The following is a 21,267-nucleotide window of genomic DNA, read 5'->3' on the forward strand; positions in this document are numbered from 1 at the left end:
ATTTTTATTGATTTTAAATATCCTGATGATTGGACAAATAAAAAGCGCAGCTGACGCTGCGCTTTTTGGGAGATTTTAGGCAAATTTAAATTAGCCTAGATTTTCTTGACGCTTTTTATATTGAATTGAGGCAATCACAGCCCAAACAATAAATGCCACACCAATTAGACCCGTTACCACTTCAGGGACATGAAGACCTGTGCCACTCGCCAACATAATGAAGGCCAAAGCACCAATCGCATAATGCGCACCATGTTCAAGGAAGATATAAGCATCTAAGGTGCCTTTATCCACTAAGTAAATGGTCATTGAACGCACGAACATAGCACCAATAGCAAGACCGAGCATAATGATTACCACATCAGAGGTAATCGCAAATGCACCAATCACACCATCAAAACTGAATGAGGCATCGAGTACTTCAAGGTAAAGGAAACCACCAAAACCTGCTTTGATCACGCCCGTCGGTACGCCATTTGCGTCATGTCCAACCGCATTACCGTTTTCATCAACTTCAGGTTCACCACCCAATAAATGACTCAGTACTTGGACACCGATATACACCACGATCCCCCAGATACCCGCCATCACTACCGCTAGACGAGAGGCTTCGGCCACGTTTGCTGCCATTATCAATAACGCAATTAGGGCAATAAACACGGACATCGCAGGAACGTTTGCAAGATTGGCCAAACGGCGCTCTAGCCAACGGAACCAATGGGTATCTTTCCCTTCATCTAAGAAGAAGTTCAGGAACACCAACAATAAGAAAGCACCACCAAAGGCCGCAATTTCTGCATGATGGGCCATCAATTTTGCAGAGTATTCAATTGGATTATTCAATGCCAATTGCACCACTTCCATAGCGCCCATGTCTGCAGTAACAGCCACGATCACAATTGGGAAAATCAGACGCATACCAAAGACAGCAATCACGATCCCGACGGTTAAGAAAATCATTTTCCAAAAATGATCCCAACCACGGAGTACAGATGCATTGACAACGGCATTGTCAAAAGACAAAGACACTTCCATCACCGCTAAAATGGCAGTGATGGTCAGTGCTGTCAGCATGGCTTGCACACCTGCATTTGGGCCATGATTCAGACCCCAATATGCAGAAATGGCAAGACACACGATCGTAAAGACGATTGAGAAACCAAAATGTTTCATCATGATAGATCGACCTATTCATTCAATAAGATTTCAAAATGAGGGAATACCCAGTTTGAAGCTAAGTTTATGGCGCAATTATGCCGCTTTTCAGGATTGAAACCAAAAATTATTCGTTACATTTTGAATAAACACTCTAAGATGGAGGCTCTCAATTACATCGCATCATGGTGTAGACCCGTCTTTCATTTTTAACGACAGGAATGTTCAATGCGTTTTTCTGAAGAAGTTTGGCAACGTAATACCGCGTTATATCAGCAGATACTCCATCTACCTTTTAATCAGGAATTGGCTCAGGGCAGTTTAAGCCGCGACGCCTTTTGTCACTATGTCATTCAGGATGCCCATTATTTATTGGCCTATGGTCGTGCACTTGCAGTGTGTGCAGCCAAGGCATTTGATGCCGACGATGTGATTCAGTTTTCTGAAGCGGCAAAAATTGCCATCGTGGTGGAACGCAGTCTGCACAATGACTTTATGCAAGGTTTCAATATTAGCAAAGAACAGTTTGAAAATACTCCACTGACCCTTGCCTGCCATCATTACACTTCATTTCTAACAGCGACAGCATGGTCAGAAAGTTACCCTGTGGTCCTTGCCTCACTCCTGCCTTGCTTTTGGATCTATGCTGAAGTCGGCAAAGCCATTGTCAGCCAATCTGTGCCTAATAACCCTTACCAAGCATGGATCGACACCTACTCAGGTGAAGACTTCAATACTGCTGTGCAAAACGTGATTCAAACTATTGATCGAGTGGCGGCTCGCTGCGATGCAGATACACGTGAAAAAATGCATGCGGCTTATACGAACGGCGCAAAATTAGAATGGATGTTCTGGGACAGCGCGTATCAACAGCGCACATGGCCCGTTGAATAAACCTGTGATTTAAGCTGTATAAAAAATTAAGGATCTAAAATTGCTTTTAGATCCTTTTTTAATATGGTTAGATTCGGTTTTTAGAATGACCTTGCACGATCATTTTAGGCATTAGCGTTTAAAACGATACCATCCGAGAAAAATCCCCATCGCGATAATCACCAAAAAAATCGCAAAACGTGCTTCACGCAACTCACTGCGTGCTGCTTTGCGTTCCTGCATCTCTTCTGAATGAAATTGTGATTTGATCATCGGATCTAGTTGAGTAATAGCCAATAAATCCTTAGGTTTCTCACCTTTACCTAAAATGAAATACAGCCCTTTCACCTGCATTTCATTGAGTTTACCCAGTTCAATATTCAGTTGGGTAGCTTGTGCATTATAGTCAGGCACCCAATCTTCTACGCGGGCATATACATGGGCACGACTAATATCAAAGAGCGATGCATCCTGCACTTTCTTGCCAGTTTGATCTTCCAGTTGTTCACTCAAATCGGAGAATTGGGACAGTACATAGTCTTTTTTCTGTGCCAACTGTACACCATCAAAAGCATACTCTTGTATTTTTTGTGCAGGATTATTTTTCGATAATAAACCTTGGGGAACGACTTTAAAGTCCAGAACAGTATTGTCAGGGACTTGGTTGGTTTGCAGCACCATATAGACCACAGACCATAGCTGTTCATTTTGCCCGACCGCAGGCACGCTCACGCTATAACGCTGCTCGGCTACCGGGTCAATAAACTGTTCAAACGCGAGGATTTGACTGTCTTCAGCCCACAAGATTTGGCTTGAAAACATGAGGCAGATGATCACCCAAAATTGTTTTAACATTATTTGCTCTTATCATGATTATTTGCTGTTCTGTCAGAATTATAATTAATTATTCAAATACTTACATTTAAAATCACACATTTAACGATTGGAAATTCATCATAATTTTAGCCAAATCTATAGTTTTATAAATGATCTGAATCAGTACCGATATTGGCTTTGCTGCTTACTGAAAACTCTGCCATGCATAAATCAAAACAGCCGCAGCAAGCACCCAACTCAACGTTGCTACACTCAAACATGCCGTTAAACTCATACGTGTTACGAGCAGATACACCATCAATAAATAAATGAAATAGGGGATGAGAGACCAGAGTCCAAACAGTGCAGTTTTTTGTAATGCGGCTGCACCCTGATCATTTGCCACGATCACATGGGCAATCAACGCAAAAGTCGGAAACAACGGGACCAGTCCTGCAATATAAAATGCCTTACTTTTAGACAGCAAAGCAATTAATACCACAACAAAGGCACCCATTAAGCTTTTGAAAAATAAGGACAACATGGCATTCTATAGTTTCGAGAAAACTGCATTTTACGCCTTTTCTGCGATAGTCCTGAGATTTTCCAATGGATTGTTATGCGCATGACACAGGAGATTTAAACGATGAACTCAAAACAGTCACAGCGCTTTTATATTTATGCACCTTTACACCACAGGCTAGATGTAAAGCGCGCCTTTTGTTGCTCAGCCATTTGCTTAAACTGCGCTTGAACTTTTAAATCTTCAGTACTCATCAAATGTTGATTGTTTTCAACAATTGCCAAAACCAAATCAAACTGTTGAGGAATTTTTTCGCAAGCCAGCTGCTTTTTTTCAGCTTCTGTTTTGGCTTGACCTAATTTCGCAATATATAGATCAATTTTTTCACTTTCGGTATTCAGCGCCAAAGTTGCTTGTTCTAAGCTGTCATATTTTTGCGCTTTCGGTGTGTGGTTCGGGGTACATGCACTCAAAAACACACTACACATCAATAAACCCATCACACCTAATGTTGGATTGAGATGAAGTTGCCATTTCATGTTAAAAGTCCTAGATTGCTGATTTGCAGATGTTTTAGGGCATCAGCACAGACAGCTATATTTTGATTCGGCCATTTTTCTCACAAAGTCACGCATAAATCTAGGTTTAAATTACACTTGAACATTTTTCATGCGCTATCATATATAGGTTTTTCGATGAATATTTTAGGACCCCTTGCATGAGCCAAAGCCATATCCGTATTCGAGGCGCACGTACCCATAACTTAAAAAATGTGTCACTCGATATTCCACGCGACAAGTTTGTGGTCATTACGGGTCTTTCTGGTTCAGGGAAGTCCTCTTTGGCTTTTGATACCTTGTATGCTGAAGGTCAACGTCGCTATGTCGAGTCCTTATCTGCCTATGCACGCCAATTCCTTTCGCAAATGGAAAAGCCCGAAGTTGACTCGATTGAAGGCTTGAGTCCTGCGATTGCCATCGAACAAAAATCAACGAGCCACAACCCACGCTCAACAGTGGGAACAATCACCGAAATTTACGACTATTTACGTCTACTCTATGCCCGTGTCGGCACGCCGTATTGTCCTGAACATGACCTCCCGATGGTGGCTCAGACTGTGTCTGAAATGGTTGATACCGTCAAAGGTCTAGAAGAAGGTACGGCGCTTATGTTGCTTGCCCCTGTGGTCCGTGACCGTAAGGGTGAATACACCAACTTATTTGAACAATTACAAGGTCAGGGTTTTGTCCGTGCCCGTGTCGATGGTGAAGTTATTGATATCGACACACCACCCGAATTAGACAAAAAGAAAAAGCACACCATTGAAGTGGTCGTTGACCGTTTTAAAGTACGTGATGATCTTGGTAACCGGATTGCAGAAAGTTTTGAAACGGCTTTACGCATGGGCGGCGACATTGCCATTTTGTCGTGGATGAAAGGCGAACAAGAAGACCGTGTCTTCTCTGCGAAACACTCCTGCCCTGAATGTGAACGTGCCGTAGGTGAACTCGAACCGCGTCTATTTTCCTTCAACAATCCATTCGGTGCCTGCCCTGTTTGTGATGGTTTAGGCACACGCAGCCATTTTAGTGCTGACAAATTGATTCCTAATAATGAAGTTTCGATTAGCCAAGGGGCGATTCGCGGTTGGGACCGTCAACGTCCGTATTACTATAGCATGATCCAAAAAGTTGCCGATCATTTTGGTTATTCTTTAGACACACCGTGGAATGAACTCGATGCCGACACCAAAAAGAAATTCCTTTATGGTACAGGCAAGGAAAAAGTTGACCTCAGCTATATTGATGAGCGTGGTCGTTCGCACAAACGTGTGCAAGCCTTTGAAGGGATTCTACCTCACCTAGAGCGTCGCTACCGTGAAACGGAGTCAAACTATGTGCGTGAGGATTTAGCACAGTATTTATCCAATGCTGCATGTGATGCTTGCGGTGGCTCACGTCTCAATGAAATTTCACGTCATGTCCGAGTTAAAGATAAAACCATCGCGCAAATCACCAAGATGTCGATTGGCGATGCTGAAAGCTATTATCAAGACCTCAACTTAAGCGGTGCCAAAGGCGAAATTGCTGACAAGATTTTCAAAGAGATTCGTGAACGTTTGCACTTCCTCGTCTCTGTCGGTTTGAACTATTTAAGTTTATCGCGCTCGGCAGAAACACTGTCGGGTGGTGAAGCACAGCGTATCCGTCTGGCTTCACAAATTGGCGCGGGCCTTATGGGCGTGATGTATGTCCTTGATGAACCCTCAATTGGTCTACATCAGCGTGATAATGACCGCTTGCTTGAAACCTTAGTTCGCCTACGTGACCTTGGTAATACCGTGCTCGTCGTTGAGCATGATGAAGATGCAATTCGAGCGGCTGACCATATTATTGATATTGGCCCGGGTGCAGGTGTGCATGGCGGTCATGTGATTGCCGAAGGGACGTATGACGAAATTTTGGCAAATCCAGATTCATTAACCGGTCAATATCTATCAGGAAAACTCAGTATTGATGTGCCGAAAACACGAACACAACCGCCAAAACCTGAAGAACAAATCAAATTGATGGGCGCTGCGGGTCATAACCTAAAAAATGTCGACCTGACCATTCCTTTAGGGGTAATGACCTGTGTGACAGGTGTATCAGGTTCAGGTAAATCGACGCTGATTAACCGTACTTTGTTACCACTTGCAGCAACTCAATTAAACGGTGCAACCACACTGACTGCGGAAAAATTTGACTCGATTGATGGCTTACAGTTCCTCGATAAAGTCGTCGATATTGACCAAAGCCCAATTGGTCGTACACCACGTTCAAACCCAGCAACTTACACTGGTTTGTTCACCCCTATTCGTGAACTGTTTGCCCAAACCCCTGAAGCTAAAGCACGTGGTTATGCGGCGGGTCGTTTCTCATTTAATGTGAAAGGTGGTCGCTGTGAAGCCTGCGAAGGTGACGGGATGATTAAAGTCGCAATGCATTTCTTACCTGATATGTATGTGCCTTGTGATGCCTGCCACGGCAAGCGCTATAACCGTGAAACTTTAGAAGTTGGCTATAAAGGTCGTAACATTTCTGATGTATTAGAAATGACGGTTGAAGATGCAATGCATTTCTTTGACGCTATTCCTGTGATTCACCGTCGTTTGGAAACATTGAACCAAGTGGGCTTGGGCTATATCCGTTTGGGTCAGTCTGCAACCACACTTTCAGGTGGTGAAGCACAGCGTGTGAAATTGGCTCGTGAGTTGGCAAAACGTGATACAGGTAAAACCTTGTACGTGCTTGATGAACCGACGACAGGTCTGCACTTCCATGATATTGCCAAATTGCTCGACATCCTGCATGAGCTACGTAATAAGGGTAATACCATCGTGGTGATTGAGCATAACTTGGATGTGATTAAAACTGCCGATTGGATTGTGGACTTAGGCCCTGAAGGTGGTGCAGGTGGCGGTATGATTATTGCTGAAGGTACACCTGAGCAGGTGGCTAAGAATAAAGTGTCGCATACAGCGAAGTTTTTAAAGCCGATGTTGAAATAACGCGATTTATTGTACTTAATCCTCCCCAACCCTCCTTTAAAAAGGAGGGAGTTTCAATTACCAGCAAAATGCTGTTCCCCTCTTTGAAAAAGAGGGGTTAGGGGAGATTAAAAATAAAATATAAGATTAAAATTTTTGGGGAAAATAATGCGGTTTTCAGAACGATATGGATATAAACCTGTACGAGAGATTATTCAAAAGGAAAGTATGGATGATCACTTAAAAAATGGATTATGGAGTCTTTTTGATACTTATATTTGGAAAAAAGTTACTCATGAATATTGGCAATACAAACATACCAACAGCTCTAACATATATACTCTCATTTATAATTATTACTTTAACTTTTTTAAAAAACCTACTGATTCCATTCCCCTTTTAACAGCTGATACTCTAAAACAAATTCGGGAATATTTTTTTAGTACAAACTGGCATGAAATTTATAGCTTCCTCGAAGAAACTTTACAAAATTATCCACCCTCTTTAATAAAGCAAAAAATAGATTTCATACATTCAATCAACAATATTTTAGAAAGAGAGAATAGTGCCTATCGCTTAATTGGTAATGAAATAACTCCTATTACCTCCGAACAAGAAATCCAATCCATCGAAGAAACATTAAAAAGCACCAATTCATATTCAGTTGTTCAGCAGCACTTAAATCAAGCTTTAAAATTGATGTCAGATCGTCAAAATCCTGATTATCGAAATTCAATTAAAGAGTCCATTAGTTCCGTCGAATCTATTTGTAAGATCGTCATGAAAAATGATAAAGCAAGTTTAGGTCAAGCTTTAAAACTTATTGAAGATAAATATGGATTGCATGAAGCATTAAAGAAAAGTTTAAGTCAACTCTATGGGTACACTTCTGATGGAGATGGTATCCGCCATGCCATGCTTGAAGAATCGAATTTAACTTATATAGATGCTAAATTTATGCTCGTTGCATGCACAAACTTTATTAACTATTTAATTGATAAAACCAAAGATCAAAACTGAAATTCAATCACATGACGGCGACATGGATGTCGTCTGTTTGACTGGGGCAGCACGGATGTGCCCTCAGTCAAACAAAAGCATTTTGCTTACTTTTGTGCTTTCAAAAGTAAGATAAATCCTACGCAATGGAAACTCAAACCCAATGCAAAGCGAGGACGTGCCAACTCAAAATTCAAAATTCAAAAAATTAACGTAAATAATGAAACACACCCAACTTATCCAACACATCCAACGTCAACTGCTTACGCTCCGCCACATCATCCCCTGCAGCCATCTGCAAATTCAAACTAAACGCCGTGATCTTGCCATGACCATCATCTACCCAACCGGTATACCACCCAACTTGCGGCTCTACATCCATACCCCAACCACTCTTGGCATATAACTTCGCATCCCCACGGCTTTCAATATAAAGCATATCTTTGACTTGCTTTTGTACCGCGACATCAAACGGTAATTTCTCTGTCGCAAGCTGATACGCAAATTTGACTTCTTGTTCAGGCGTAATCTTTAACGGCCCAACCAACCAAAAATTATCCACCTGTTTGCCAATATTGGCATTGCCAAAACCGACCCGTTTGACTTCTTGTTGCATTAACGCCAAACCTATTCGCCTTGCCAGTTCCTGATATACAGGAACTGCAGATGCTTGCATCGCTTCACCCAAAGTCAGGTCTTTTTCCCATGACGGGAAAGCACGTTTTTCACCTTTCCATTTAAAAACTTCAGTGGCTGTCGCCTTCTGATGCTGTAAACCAATTAATGCATTTAACATTTTAAAAGTAGATGCGGGAATGTATTCGGTGTGGGCGCGCTGTAAGTCATTGCCATAATGGCTCAAACGCTGACCATCAAATGTGACAAATACCGCCTGTGTCTGTGCTTGATTAAATAAAGACGGAATCTCTCTCACCCGTGAATTTACTAAATTGGCTTGAGCCGTTTGTTTTAAGTGTTGAGATGAATCCAACATGCCTTCATTTGTTGTACATGCTGACAAACTCAGGACAGTCATCAACGATAGATATATTTTTTTCATTGCACTATTTTTATGGCGTTTAAAGTCCACAGTATAAGATGAAGTTCAAACCTGAATTGTGTACTTTTCAACAGTCTTGTATCTGTTGCAAACTTAGCATATCAACTATTTATTTTTAAACAAAACATCCTTATGATGACGCCTATCGTGAACTCAACAACGAATAATTTTTAACTTTTTAAAATATAAAAGCATACTAACAATGAATAAATTTATCTTAAGTTTCAGTCTCTTATTATGTCCAATATATAGCTTTGCCGATGGCTATCTAAACGAATACATGGTGCTGTTTGTCTCACAAGAAGACCCTGATCTTAGCCCATGGAAAGATAAGCCGCAGTGTAAAGCCCTCAGCACCCCGACTTCACACAAAGGGATCTATGAAAATCAATATGTCTATGCCAATGGCAATGCCCTAACCACCATCTTTCTGAGCAACAGCAAAATTAAAAATGGTGAATGTGAACATCTCATTCACTTTCCAGATGGTATTCAAGGCTCAGGCGTATTTGAAAGTTTCTTCCCCAACGGTAAATCCCGTAGCCGCATTGCCTATAAAAATGGGGAGTACGAAGGCAAACTCGAGTTTTGGTTTGCCAATGGGATAAAAGAGCAAGAAAGTAGCATCATCAATGGTGAATCTCAGGGGGATTACAAAATTTGGCATCCGAATGGGCAACTGGCTTTTTCTCAAAATTATAAAAATGGTATCGAAAATGGCCTGCGCCAACGCTGGTATAGGGATGGTAAACCATGGACCTATGCCAATTTTCAAAACAATAAACTGATTGGCGAGCTGAAAATGTGGTTTGAAAACGGCAAACTAGAACGCCAAGGTTATTATCGTAATGGCGTTCGTCATAACAGTTATAAAATTTGGTATGACGATGGGCAACCTGAAGCGGTGCTTCAGTACGATTTAGGCAAAATTACCCAAGCCCAGTGTTGGAATGAAGACGGCAGTCAAATGAACCAACAAGCCTGCAATAAATTATATAAAGATGAAGATTAATTCATTTGTCTGGCTAACTTTATGAATCTGCCAAGCTGCGTTTAGACTGAAACACGATCACGCCCCGCAGCTTTGGCTTTAAACAATGCTTGGTCTGCTCGCTCTAATAAATCGATCCAGTTTTCAGCCCCCACTGCCACACCAATACTCACCGTCACAATGAGATCGGCTTCGTCCTTTGCCAAATTAAAATTCACATTCTGAATATCGTGCCGTATAGTTTCGGCAATGTGTTGGGCTTTGAGCATATTAATCCCCTCGATCAGGACTAAAAACTCATCTCCTCCATATCGCACCACCAAGTCGGATGAACGAATATGTTTTCGTAATTGATTGGCAACATGTTGAATCACCAAATCGCCGACAATATGCCCATAGCGATCATTCACCTGTTTAAAGTGATCAATATCAATCACGATCAGTGCTGTATGTAAAAAGCCTGAATTTTGGCTGTCGCGAAATTTAATATATTCATCTAAGGCAAAACGATTGGCGACATTGGTGAGTGAGTCAGTATTGGCAATATGTTTAAGCTGAAATTCAAAGGCATCACGCTGTTCCAGCATGTTTTCAATATGCTGAATGGCATCAAATAAACTGAGATAACCTACTTTGGCAGGTTCAATCACACCTTGATCCATTTGTCGGTGCCGAGCCAGTTTAAATAACTGATTACGAGCACGAATTAAAGGTTCAAACACCCATTTCTTGGCATAGAACATCGTTAATAATGCAGTCAGTAATGACACGAGCGAGACAAAAAGCGTAAAGATCAATTTATTTCGCGCTTCACGTTGTTCATCCGCAGCTACTTTGAGACTGTAATCTAAAATATAACTTTGCAATTCCACCACTGTGACAAATTTATTGACCATTGCATCAGTGAGCTGGGTGCCATCCATGTGATAACGCTGATGTTGAAGACTTTTTTGAGTCAAACCATCAATAATTGGCAAACCTTTATCTAAAAATTCCGTCCTTACCGCATGATGTAACTGTTTAAACTCGGGAGTTTTGTCATGTTCAGACTGCACGACATTGATCAATTCCCATAGATAGCGTGTTTGACGCTGGGTTTGTAAACTCCGCGCTAAATTTTGCTCTGGAATTTCCTGTTGAAATGATACCGCAGCCATAATATTTGATGCGACTCTTCCCGCCTGATCACGTAATTCTGCCAGTAATAAAATCAGCGTGTAATAATTCGATACACGAGTATCTTTACCATGAGAATGATTGACCAATTTCTGCATGGCAATATAGCTTTGATCCCAAGCTTGGAACATCGCCAAAATGGCATGATCCAATTTTTTAGCTTCACGTTGTTGTGTCGGCAGCGCAATATATTGATCGACCGTTTTGCGACCCTGCAACAAATATGGATATAAATTGGACTCTAACTGCTGGGCGATCGGTGCAAAGCCCGTTTCTTTTAAAACTTTCAGTGTATCTTGATATTGCCGATCAACGCCTTGACGATATTCAGCCAACTCAATAATTTTTTGCTCGCGCTGTTCACCTTGACTCGACATTGCACTGTTAGCTGGCGCACGTTCACGGGAAATTTGGTTGGTTAAATCTGCCACCATTTTCAGCATCTGAATTTCTTTCAGCGCTTCGGCACTTTTGAGGTAATGTTGATTGCTGCTCACAATCAATGGAACACTGATAAATACGATAGACAAGACGATTACTAGCATCGCAAGTTGCAAGCGCTTACTAATATGCTCTGTTCGTAATGTTTCCATCTATTTTATGCCCCACACTTGTTGCATACCCCAACCCACTTCTCAACTAAACGCGGGAATATTTAAATTAATGACCAATAATTTATTAATTTGTAAAGTGAACATTTATAGCTCTAAATTCTATATAAATGTGCTTAATCTGTCACATTTTTATCACTTTAGAACGAGATAATTTGCTAAAAAACAGCAGCATATTTCAAAGCGAAATATTTTTTATTAACTTGTTTAAATAAATATTTACAATTGCAATAAATTGGTGCAGAATGCACCGTATTAGGGCACACTAGATTTCTTCCTCAGCAGAATATTTTAGTTTCCCGAAAATTTTGGCTAAAAAATCCTGATTTTCCTTGAAAATCAGGATTTTTTTTGTCTATATCACTTTAATTGAAAGATAAATAGAATTATTAACGCACCATAAAAGTGCATTTATTTCTACAAGATATTTGCTTTATATTTTATCTTTAATATAAAGTTGCATTTTTGAATAAAAAAAAGCCCAACCTTGGGGAAAGCTGGGCGAATAAAAAACAATAATGGAGAATCAGGGTCAAAGTCACACTTTTAAACCGTGTGACGACTCGATTGGCAAATTATGAATCAAATAAAACCTGATGTAAAGCCAAGTATTTCACTAGGATATTAAAAATATCACAAAGACACATATTTAAGTGACATATCCCTCAAACTTAAAACAAAAATGTCTATTTAATATACAAATAAGTGGTTTTAGCCCAACAATTCAGCAGTCAAAGTCCCGATTTATTACCTCAAATGCGTGAAAAGCGTTAGAATTTACCCACTACAATAAATGTTATTTTGAATTAAAATAACAATAATAATTGTTATTTTAGATTGAAAAGTTGTGTATTTTTTCAAGTGTATTTTTTTAATTAAGAATTTAATCAAACTTACTTAATTGTTCTCAATGATTTTTTTTCAGTGACTTATTAGTTAGAGTAAAAACTGAATTTCTTATTATGAAATAAAGATCTGAGTCAGAGACTGAATAATAACCTTTAGGATCATTGACTTAATATATTGTTACAATACAATGCTCAATGTTTAATCCATTTGTAACAACTGGTAGAAAATCATGAAAAAACTCGGTTTAGCCACTGCTTTATTATTAGCCATGACCGGTGCTCAAGCTTACCAATTTGAAGTTCAAGGCCAAGCAGAATACATCGACACAACTGCAAATGACAAAGATTTCATTGGTGGTGTTCAAGGTACTTACTACTTCAAAAATGTTGACTCTACAAAAGGTCCTTTAGCAGAAGCTGCATTCTTAAACCAAGCTTCTAACGTATCTGTTGCTTACAACTACGGTGAAGTTGGTTCAAAAGGTACTGACGTAATTGCTCATAACTTCGGTGCTAAAGCTGAAGCTTACGTTCCAACTAAAGTTGTTCCTGTATACGCTAGTGCTTCTTACAGCCACACTATCCTTGACAGCAAAAATGCAAACAATACTGATGACAACGGCGACCGTTATGCATTAGAAGTTGGTGCACTTCCAACTCAAAACTTCTTAGTTGCTGTTGGTTACACTAGCGTTGCTGACCAAGCTGCTGTTGACGCGTTCAACGTTATGGGTAACGGTGTTGCTAAAGCTGTTGCTGAAGCTACAACTATTGGCCAAGACCAAGACGCAATCACTGCACGTGCTAAATATGTTGGCGCAATCGACGACACTAACATGGCAATTGGTTTCGAATCAGGCATCATCTACGGTGATGACACTGCTTACCAATTCAAAACTGATCTTTTCGTAACTCCTAAATTAAGCGTTGGTGCTTCTTACGCTGAATCTAGCTTTGCTGGTACTCCAGACTCAGCTTGGGGCGCGAACGTAAACTACTTCATCACTCCTGCTGTTGCAGTTGGCGCTAGCTATGTAAATGCTAATGCTGAAGAAGTTGCGCTTGACACTCAAACTGTTGGCGTAAACGCTAAATTCCGTTTCTAATTCATATTAGATACTGAATACCAAAAAGGACGCATTTGCGTCCTTTTTTATTCTGCCATTATTTGTCTTTGGGCTCATGGCGTTCCGGTAAATGGGCAATATATTGCAAAGCAATTAAACGTGAAACGATGAGAGCCAAATACATCACCCCACAGAACATTTGAAGCATAGCTAAGACCCGTGCTGGCGCACTCACAGGCATGAGATCCGACAAGCCCGTGGCAGACTGCAAACTAAAACTTAAAAATAATAAATCTAACCACGACTGCATGTCCGGCTCTGCAGGATTTACAAAACTATCCGGATAAATCAGCTGACAAATACTATAGAGAAAAGCAAAACCCCATGCGATGAGGGTAAATACTGCCCCTGCTGCAAAAAGTTCATCTTTGGTTAAATAACGATCGGCAAACATATAGCGTAATAAGCCATAGGCTGCACTAAAATACGCACAGGCTTCAAAACCATGCGCAATAATTTGAATATTGGGATGATTTACACCGAGCATAATCAAAGTAGAAAACAATACGGCGCAGCCAACAAAACTCAGTCCTAGAATCGTAAACATTGGAGTTTGGCGAATCACTTTGGCAATGATCAATAGTACCGACACCCCAAGTACCCAAATTAGCGCACGAAAAGACAGACTTTCTCGGGTAATCGCGGTTAAAGCCAAGATCAGAAACTGCACGAGTAACAGCCATGCTGAGGGTAAAAGTCTAAAGCTTTTCCAAAAATCTACAAAACCTTGCATTATTTTCAATCTCTATATTTTTTTCATGCGCTGAAATGATTGATCTGAAGCATCATCAACTGATTGATTTTAAATTAGCACGAAGTGAGTTTTTTTTATTGCAAAAATTTGTTGATCTTAATCTGAAAAAGCATCCATATGAGCACTGTTCTAGCTGGGTTTCTTATTACCAAAGAGGTTCAAAAAGCCTACTGTAAGTTTCAGTTTTCAGGCACATATTCAAAGGAATCTCCTACGTGGTAGATTTCATTATGAAAAAACATCTCGTATTTGCACCTCTCTGTCTGCTCATGCTCTCTGCCTGTACACAAAACAGTCCGCTCCTCAAAGGCCATGAAAATTATGTGGGGACTTGGCAAAACAACCACAGTGAATTAGTGATCAAATCGTCGGGCGAAGTGACGTATTACCATCAAGAACATACTGAAAAAAGTATTGCCAACCAAACCTTCAGTGGTGCTGAACAGTCGCGAATAAAAGCCCATTTGAGCAGTTTTGGTGATCAGGGCTTTAGCATCGGTCAGGATGATTTCTCTCAACAATTCACCATTCAGCGCTCGCCTTATCAAGATGATCAAGGCCATTGGAAAATGTCGATCAATGGAGAAAATTATACACGCAAATAGTACAGAGATTTGTCTACAAACCTCTGCGTCATATCATTCACTCAAATATAAAAAAAGCCCCTTATTAGGGGCTTTTTAGGCGATTCAGATTAGTGATCTGAAGCACCAGAGATACCAATGCCAGTTTGTGAACGTACATACTGTGCATCGAATGCTTTACGCTCAGCTTGTGCTTGTGCTGAATTATCAGTTATAGAGAACAACCAGCAGCAGATGAATGCCAATGGCATTGCAAAGATAGCAGGACCATTGAATGGGTTAATTGGTGTTTCAGAGATTGCGAATGTATCTACCCAAACTGCTTTAGACAATACAATTAGAATCACGGCAGTTGCTAGACCAACCACACCACCAATCACCGCACCACGCGTCGTTAAACCTTTCCAGAACATCGACAATACAAGCACTGGGAAGTTTGCACATGCAGCTACAGAGAATGCAAGACCGACCATAAATGCAACGTTTTGTTTCTCGAACAAGATACCTAAAATCATTGCGAAGATCGCAAGACCTAAAGTCGCGATTTTAGACATACGAAGTTCAGATTCAGGTGTAGTTTGACCTTTCTTGAATACGTTTGCATACAAGTCATGTGAAATTGCTGAAGCACCTGACAATGTTAGACCTGCAACTACTGCAAGAATCGTTGCGAATGCTACCGCTGAAATAAAGCCCATGAACAAGTCACCGCCCAATGCATCAGACAAGTGAACCGCTGCCATGTTGTTACCACCAACAAGTTCTAACTTGCCAGTTACCGCCATTTTCGCTACATCAAGAAATTGTGGGTTGTTCGATACATAAAGGATCGCACCAAAACCGATGATAAAAGTTAATAGGTAGAAGTAACCAATAAAACCTGTAGCAACAACTACTGATTTACGTGCTTCTTTTGCATCTTTTACAGTAAAGAAACGCATCAAAATGTGTGGAAGACCTGCTGTACCGAACATCAATGCAAGACCTAGAGAGATCGCATCAATTGGGTTGGCTGCAAGTTTACCTGGACCCATAATGTTTGCAGCTTCAGCTAAAGATACGTCATGTACTTTAGAGAAAACTTGGATCGATTGAGTGAACATTTCAGAGAAGCTGAAGCCCACGCCTTTCATGACCATGAATGCCATGAAGCTTGCGCCAGAAAGTAGCATCACTGCTTTAATGATCTGTACCCAAGTTGTTGCCAACATACCACCGAAGATTACATAAGCCATCATCAGTAGACCAACGATCACAACCGCAATGTTGTAGTTCAAACCGAATAGCAGTTTAATCAACTGACCTGCACCCACCATCTGTGCAATCAGGTAGAACGCTACAACCACAAGCGAGCTTACTGCTGCAAGGGTACGGACAGGTTTCTCAGCTAGACGGAATGACACCACGTCAGATAAGTTGAACTTACCTAAGTTACGCAGACGCTCAGCCACCAAGAACAATACAATTGGCCAACCTACCATAAAGCCCAATGAATACAGCAAGCCGTCAAAGCCTGAACTGAATACCATTGCGGAAATACCGAGAAACGATGCTGCTGACATGTAGTCACCGGCAATCGCTAAACCATTTTGGAAACCCGAAATACCACCACCGGCAGTATAGAAGTCTGCAGTGTTAGTGGTTTGCTTCGCTGCCCATTTGGTAATAAACAAAGTCAAGCCAACAAAAATTGCGAACATGATAATCGCATGCCAGTTGGTCGCTTGTTGCTGTGCTTCACCTAAATCTGGCCCAGCCATTGCCATGCTTGACATGAGCAGAGCAGGAGCCGCTAATACTATTGCTTTCAATGAATTCCATTTCATCTTAGTGCGGTCCTTTTTCTTGAGTAATTGCTTCTACTTCACGCATTGCTTCTGCGTTTAATGCATCCAACTTGTTGTTTGCAATATACGAATAAACACCACACAGTAAGAATGACAATACGATAATGCTTAGACCTAATGGCATACCAATCGTGGTCACACCACCACTCACGGATTGCATCAAGAACTCTTTGTTATAGCCCACAAGGAGCATAAAGCCGACATAGACCACCAACATGATGATCGTCAAAGTCCAGCTCAACTTACTTTTACGGCTGACCATTTCCTTAAATTTTGGATTCTGTAGAATTTGTTCTACCTGTCTCTCATCCATAATATTCTCCTTACGCCGAACCTTGGCGCGCAATTTTTTAATTCGAATTATTTCGAAGCTAAACTTACCAATGTTCCTTATCTCTTGTAATTTAGACTTTGGTCGTTAAATTTTGAGCAATAACCTCCCTAAGCCTATGGATGCGTTATCATTAAGCGAGAATTAATATGCTGCAGGCTTTATGAATAGTTGGCTTATCGTCGGGGTATTGGCCCTTTACATCGCATTACTCTTTGTATGTGCATTCTTTGGTGAAAAGCATGCCAGCAGGCTCAGTACTCGCGGCAGAATGCTTCTCTTTAGCCTAACTTTAGGGGTTTACTGTTCATCTTGGACATTTTATGGCGCAACAGGTGCCGCCGTTCGTGAGGGCATTATTTTCCTGCCAATTTATCTGGGACCGCTGCTATTTGTTGCGCTCGGCTATGATATTTGGCGACGTTTAGGGCGTGTCCGTCAGCATCATGCCATTTCATCGATTGCCGACTTTGTAGCAGCACGATATGGTAAAAGTGGCCCCTTAGCATCACTGGTCACGATCCTTGCCGTAATTGCCATTATTCCCTATTTAGCCTTGCAGCTACGTGCGATTGCCTTAAGTGCAACGGTCATTTTAGAACCGACCGCTGGTCTGACAGGTACCACCAATAGTGTGCTGTTTTTGACCGGTGTATTGGCGATTTTGGCGATGATGTTTGGGACACGACAGATTGCCAATACTGAACAGCACGGCGGCTTAATGTTGGCTGTGGCATTTGAGTCTTTCGTCAAGCTGTTTGCACTACTTGCAGTCGCATTTTTCTTTGTTTTTGAATCACCTGAAAACATGGCGCAAATCAGCCATGACATTAGCAGTACATTTAAAGATGTCCAGCTCAAAGGTGTGCCAGAAAGCTTTTGGATTCAAACATTATTGGCTGCTTTAGCGATTATTTGTCTACCACGTCAGTTCCATGTCGCGGTGGTTGAACTACGTGATGAAAAGCATATCCGTGGTGCTCGTCGTTGGTTCGCCATTTATCTGATTTTAACCATTATCGCGATCATCCCGATTGCCAGTTGGGCGCTGCATGCAGCGCCTGCCTACTTGGCAATCCCCGATGTTGCTGTGCTCTCACTACCTTTGAGTTATAACCAAGACTGGTTGACCTTACTTGCCTTTCTCGGCGGGTTTTCAGCTTCGACAGGTATGCTGTTGGTGTCTTCAGTGGCCTTGTCGATTATGCTCAGTAATGACTTGATCATGCCTGCACTGTGGCGTACACGCTTATTGTCACGTCATGACAAACGCCTACCACTCGTACTGAAATTCACACGTCGTGTGTGTATTTTAGCGGTCATGTTATTGGGCTTCTTGTTCTTCCATTTCTTCAATGACATTGACCAATTATCAGTATTTGGCCTATTGGCCTTCAGTGCTGTGGCACAGTTTGCACCGGCGCTAATTGGTGGTTTGTATTGGCGTGGCGGAAGTAAGCAAGGTGTATATGCGGGTCTGTTGGTCGGTTTTGGCATGTGGGCTTATACCCTGTTATTACCAACCGTATTGCGTAGCTTACCTGAACAATTTAAAACATTTACCGAAAATCTTTTAAGTCAGGGTCCGCTAGGCTTGAGTTGGTTACGTCCTGAAGCACTGTTAGGGTTTGAATCTTTCGATCCACTTACCCATGGCGTAGTTTGGGCGCTCGGTTTAAATATCACCCTCTATATTTGGATTTCCCGCGTCTTCCGTCCAAGTGTTGCCGAGCAAATTCAGGCCGAAAGTTTCTTTTATTATGAAACCAAGCCGCTCCCTGCTCAAAGTACATCAAACGACATCAGCTATATTCACCATGATGTGGCGCGTCTAAAAGTAGGTGATTTGATTACCTTGGCAAAACGTATTACCGGTGAAGGTCCAACCATGCGTGCCTTCAACCAGTTCTGCGCACAAAACAATGTCGTTTTAAATGAAAATAGCAGCGCCAACGGCATGTGGTGGCGTTTTACCGAACAGTATCTTGCAGGCACCATCGGTGCGGCATCTGCCCGTACCTTACTCACCACAGCCATGGTCAATAATGGTTTAGCACTCGGTCAGGTCGCCAATATTCTTGACCAAGCCTCACAGTGGCAGCGCTTTAACCAAAACCTGATCATGACCATGATCGACCATATGACTCAAGGTGTGTCTGTGGTTGATGAAAATATGTGTTTGGTGGCATGGAACAATCAATACCTCAAACTGTTTGATTATCCAAAAGACATTGTCTACGTCGGTTGCCCAATTTCAGATTTGATTCGTTATAACGCTGAACGCGGCGAATGTGGTCCCGGTTCAGTCGAGGAACATGTGCGTAAACGCATGCATTGGATGCAAGTCGGCAGCGCACACGAATTTGAACGGATTCGTAAAGATGGTCGTGTGATTCAGATGCGCGGCAACCCAATCGAAGGCGGTGGTTTCGTGACGACCTTTGCCGATATTACCGCATTCCGTGAAAATGAAGCCTTGCTTGAAGGGCGTGTACAAGACCGTACCCAACAGTTGGCAGATGCCCTGTCAGAACAACAATTGGCACGTGAGCAAGCCGATAAAGCCAATATGTCGAAAAGCCGCTTTATTGCTGCTGCAAGCCATGACTTATTGCAACCGATGCATGCTGCGCGTCTGTTTAGTACCGCCCTCGAGCAAAGCGTACAAAATGACGATGATCGTAAAACGCTTCAGCAACTTGATCGTGCGCTGCATGGTGCGGAAAGTATGCTCTCTGCCCTCTTGGACATTGCTCGACTCGAAGGCGGAACGATCCAACCGAAACGTCAGCCTTATCCACTACATGACTTACTCAGCGATCTTGAACTGCAATTTAAATCGATTGCAGCACAGCGTAATATCAAACTGACCGTACATGATGCTCAGTTCTGGATTGACACCGACCCACAGTGGATTCGTCGTATTATCCAAAACTTCGTCAGCAATGCCCTACGCTATACGGCGCGTGGTCGTGTTGTGGTGGGTGTGCTACGTTCAGCACGTCCGGGGCATATTCGTATTGGCGTTTGGGATACAGGTCCTGGGATCGCGGAAGAACAGCGCATTAAGTTGTTCCAAGAGTTCGAACGCTGTGGACACACCTCTCCATGGGGCGAACAGGGTCTAGGTTTAGGTTTAGCCATCGTGCAAAGAATGACCAGCCTACTCGACTATCCTGTGCATGTGTTCTCAGAACTTGGTCATGGTTCGTGCTTTATGATTGAAGTGCCGGTGGTCGCTGCGCCAAAAGTGGTCGCTGCACCGACCCAAGCGGTTCCGCTGAAAACCAAAGCCTATAAGATTCTGTGCTTAGACAATGATGAAACCATTTTGGAAGGGATGTCGACCTTACTGACCAAATGGGGCTATCAAGTCTTTAAAGCCACTGAACCTGAACAGGCCATGGAGTTGATTCAACAAGAGAATATTCAAGTTTGGTTGGTTGACCAACACTTGAATAACAACAAGATCGGTCTCGACTTTATTTTAGATAACCGTCAGGAAAATGTCCCTGTGGCACTGATTACTGCAGATTCTGATCCTGAATTACCGCAACGTCTAAAAGAGTTAAACATCGTCTTACTGAAAAAACCGTTGAAACCGGCTTCACTGCGTTCATGGTTATCTGGTTTGAAGATTTCAAATCAGTAGCGCTGTTACAGGATACCGCTCTGTGAAAAATAGCCCATTTCATTCACATGAAATGGGCTTTTGTTTACCTTACTTTTACTTAAACTTACCTAACTGGCAAAAAAATTTGTCTCAGCGGCAAGATCATTCAAAATAGCCCCGATATTTCGTCTATTTATTAGCCATAAATATCAAATTTTGATTGCCTATGGCAAAAGATATCGAATGCATGAGTGAACACTTGTACACTTAGTTACAATTAAAAATATATTTGATTTAAAAAAGATTTTTACAAGCAAAAATAAAAACTAAAACTTTAGTCTTATATTTAGCTGCCGCCATTCGTTTTAAAAATATTCATAAGAAGTTGATCAGTTTCAAGCCAATTCAAGAAGCGTCATAACTCAACACT

Annotated in this window: 16 protein-coding genes; 7 read left to right on the forward strand and 9 right to left on the reverse strand. The window is 41.7% G+C overall.

Annotated elements, in window-relative coordinates; genetic code table 11:
• Window positions 1-90: 90 nt before the first annotated feature.
• Complete coding sequence (locus tag B1201_RS08825) at window positions 91-1,176, reverse strand: DUF475 domain-containing protein (protein WP_078193178.1); 1,086 nt, start codon at window positions 1,174-1,176, stop codon at window positions 91-93.
• 207 nt (window positions 1,177-1,383) lie between these two features.
• On the opposite strand from B1201_RS08825, the gene tenA reads away from it, so the two are divergent.
• Entirely contained in the window at window positions 1,384-2,049 is a 666-nt protein-coding gene (tenA, locus tag B1201_RS08830) for a thiaminase II (RefSeq protein ID WP_078193179.1), read from the forward strand.
• A 111-nt stretch (window positions 2,050-2,160) separates the two neighbouring features.
• Here the strand turns inward: tenA and B1201_RS08835 are convergent, their stop codons facing one another.
• From B1201_RS08835 to B1201_RS08845, 3 genes are all read right to left on the reverse strand, one after another.
• Window positions 2,161-2,883, reverse strand: a complete 723-nt coding sequence (locus tag B1201_RS08835; protein WP_078193180.1) for a hypothetical protein — start codon at window positions 2,881-2,883, stop codon at window positions 2,161-2,163.
• 166 nt (window positions 2,884-3,049) lie between these two features.
• A complete protein-coding gene (locus B1201_RS08840) occupies window positions 3,050-3,388 on the reverse strand; it encodes a GlpM family protein (protein WP_078193181.1) in 339 nt (112 codons plus the stop codon).
• A gap of 134 nt (window positions 3,389-3,522) precedes the next feature.
• Window positions 3,523-3,906, reverse strand: coding sequence for a hypothetical protein (locus B1201_RS08845; protein WP_078193182.1), 384 nt, complete (start codon window positions 3,904-3,906; stop codon window positions 3,523-3,525).
• 179 nt (window positions 3,907-4,085) lie between these two features.
• On the opposite strand from B1201_RS08845, the gene uvrA reads away from it, so the two are divergent.
• Window positions 4,086-6,917, forward strand: a complete 2,832-nt coding sequence (gene uvrA / locus B1201_RS08850; RefSeq protein ID WP_078193183.1) for an excinuclease ABC subunit UvrA — start codon at window positions 4,086-4,088, stop codon at window positions 6,915-6,917.
• Between the two features lie 147 nt (window positions 6,918-7,064).
• Window positions 7,065-7,916 carry an AbiJ-NTD4 domain-containing protein gene (locus B1201_RS08855; RefSeq protein ID WP_078193184.1) on the forward strand — a complete coding sequence of 284 codons (852 nt, stop codon included), beginning with the start codon at window positions 7,065-7,067 and terminating at the stop codon, window positions 7,914-7,916.
• 187 nt (window positions 7,917-8,103) lie between these two features.
• On the opposite strand, the gene blaOXA is transcribed toward B1201_RS08855, so the two are convergent.
• Window positions 8,104-8,955, reverse strand: coding sequence for a class D beta-lactamase (gene blaOXA / locus B1201_RS08860; RefSeq protein ID WP_111884528.1), 852 nt, complete (start codon window positions 8,953-8,955; stop codon window positions 8,104-8,106).
• 202 nt (window positions 8,956-9,157) lie between these two features.
• Between blaOXA and B1201_RS08865 the strand changes: the two genes are divergently transcribed.
• A complete protein-coding gene (locus B1201_RS08865; protein ID WP_078193186.1) occupies window positions 9,158-9,967 on the forward strand; it encodes a toxin-antitoxin system YwqK family antitoxin in 810 nt (269 codons plus the stop codon).
• 41 nt (window positions 9,968-10,008) lie between these two features.
• Here B1201_RS08865 and B1201_RS08870 read toward each other — a convergent pair whose 3' ends face one another.
• Window positions 10,009-11,715: a sensor domain-containing diguanylate cyclase gene (locus tag B1201_RS08870; RefSeq protein WP_078193187.1), complete on the reverse strand. Its 1,707-nt coding sequence runs from the start codon at window positions 11,713-11,715 to the stop codon at window positions 10,009-10,011.
• A 1,096-nt stretch (window positions 11,716-12,811) separates the two neighbouring features.
• Between B1201_RS08870 and omp33-36 the strand changes: the two genes are divergently transcribed.
• Window positions 12,812-13,687, forward strand: coding sequence for a porin Omp33-36 (gene omp33-36, locus B1201_RS08875; RefSeq protein ID WP_078193188.1), 876 nt, complete (start codon window positions 12,812-12,814; stop codon window positions 13,685-13,687).
• A 58-nt stretch (window positions 13,688-13,745) separates the two neighbouring features.
• On the opposite strand, the gene B1201_RS08880 is transcribed toward omp33-36, so the two are convergent.
• The gene (locus tag B1201_RS08880; RefSeq protein ID WP_078193189.1) at window positions 13,746-14,441 is read right to left on the reverse strand and encodes an ion channel; all 696 of its coding nucleotides are present in this window, start codon (window positions 14,439-14,441) and stop codon (window positions 13,746-13,748) included.
• A gap of 251 nt (window positions 14,442-14,692) precedes the next feature.
• Here B1201_RS08880 and B1201_RS08885 point away from each other — a divergent pair, with 251 nt between their 5' ends.
• Entirely contained in the window at window positions 14,693-15,067 is a 375-nt protein-coding gene (locus B1201_RS08885; RefSeq protein ID WP_078193190.1) for a hypothetical protein, read from the forward strand.
• Between the two features lie 89 nt (window positions 15,068-15,156).
• On the opposite strand, the gene B1201_RS08890 is transcribed toward B1201_RS08885, so the two are convergent.
• Window positions 15,157-16,872, reverse strand: coding sequence for a cation acetate symporter (locus tag B1201_RS08890; protein WP_078193191.1), 1,716 nt, complete (start codon window positions 16,870-16,872; stop codon window positions 15,157-15,159).
• 1 nt (window position 16,873) lies between these two features.
• Complete coding sequence (locus B1201_RS08895) at window positions 16,874-17,206, reverse strand: DUF485 domain-containing protein (RefSeq protein ID WP_078193192.1); 333 nt, start codon at window positions 17,204-17,206, stop codon at window positions 16,874-16,876.
• A gap of 181 nt (window positions 17,207-17,387) precedes the next feature.
• On the opposite strand from B1201_RS08895, the gene B1201_RS08900 reads away from it, so the two are divergent.
• The gene (locus B1201_RS08900; RefSeq protein ID WP_078193193.1) at window positions 17,388-20,876 is read left to right on the forward strand and encodes a PAS domain-containing hybrid sensor histidine kinase/response regulator; all 3,489 of its coding nucleotides are present in this window, start codon (window positions 17,388-17,390) and stop codon (window positions 20,874-20,876) included.
• The last annotated feature ends 391 nt before the right edge of the window (window positions 20,877-21,267 follow it).

The sequence above is a fragment of the Acinetobacter sp. ANC 5600 genome (assembly GCF_002018395.1).
GTDB classification, from domain to species: Bacteria; Pseudomonadota; Gammaproteobacteria; order Pseudomonadales; family Moraxellaceae; genus Acinetobacter; species Acinetobacter amyesii.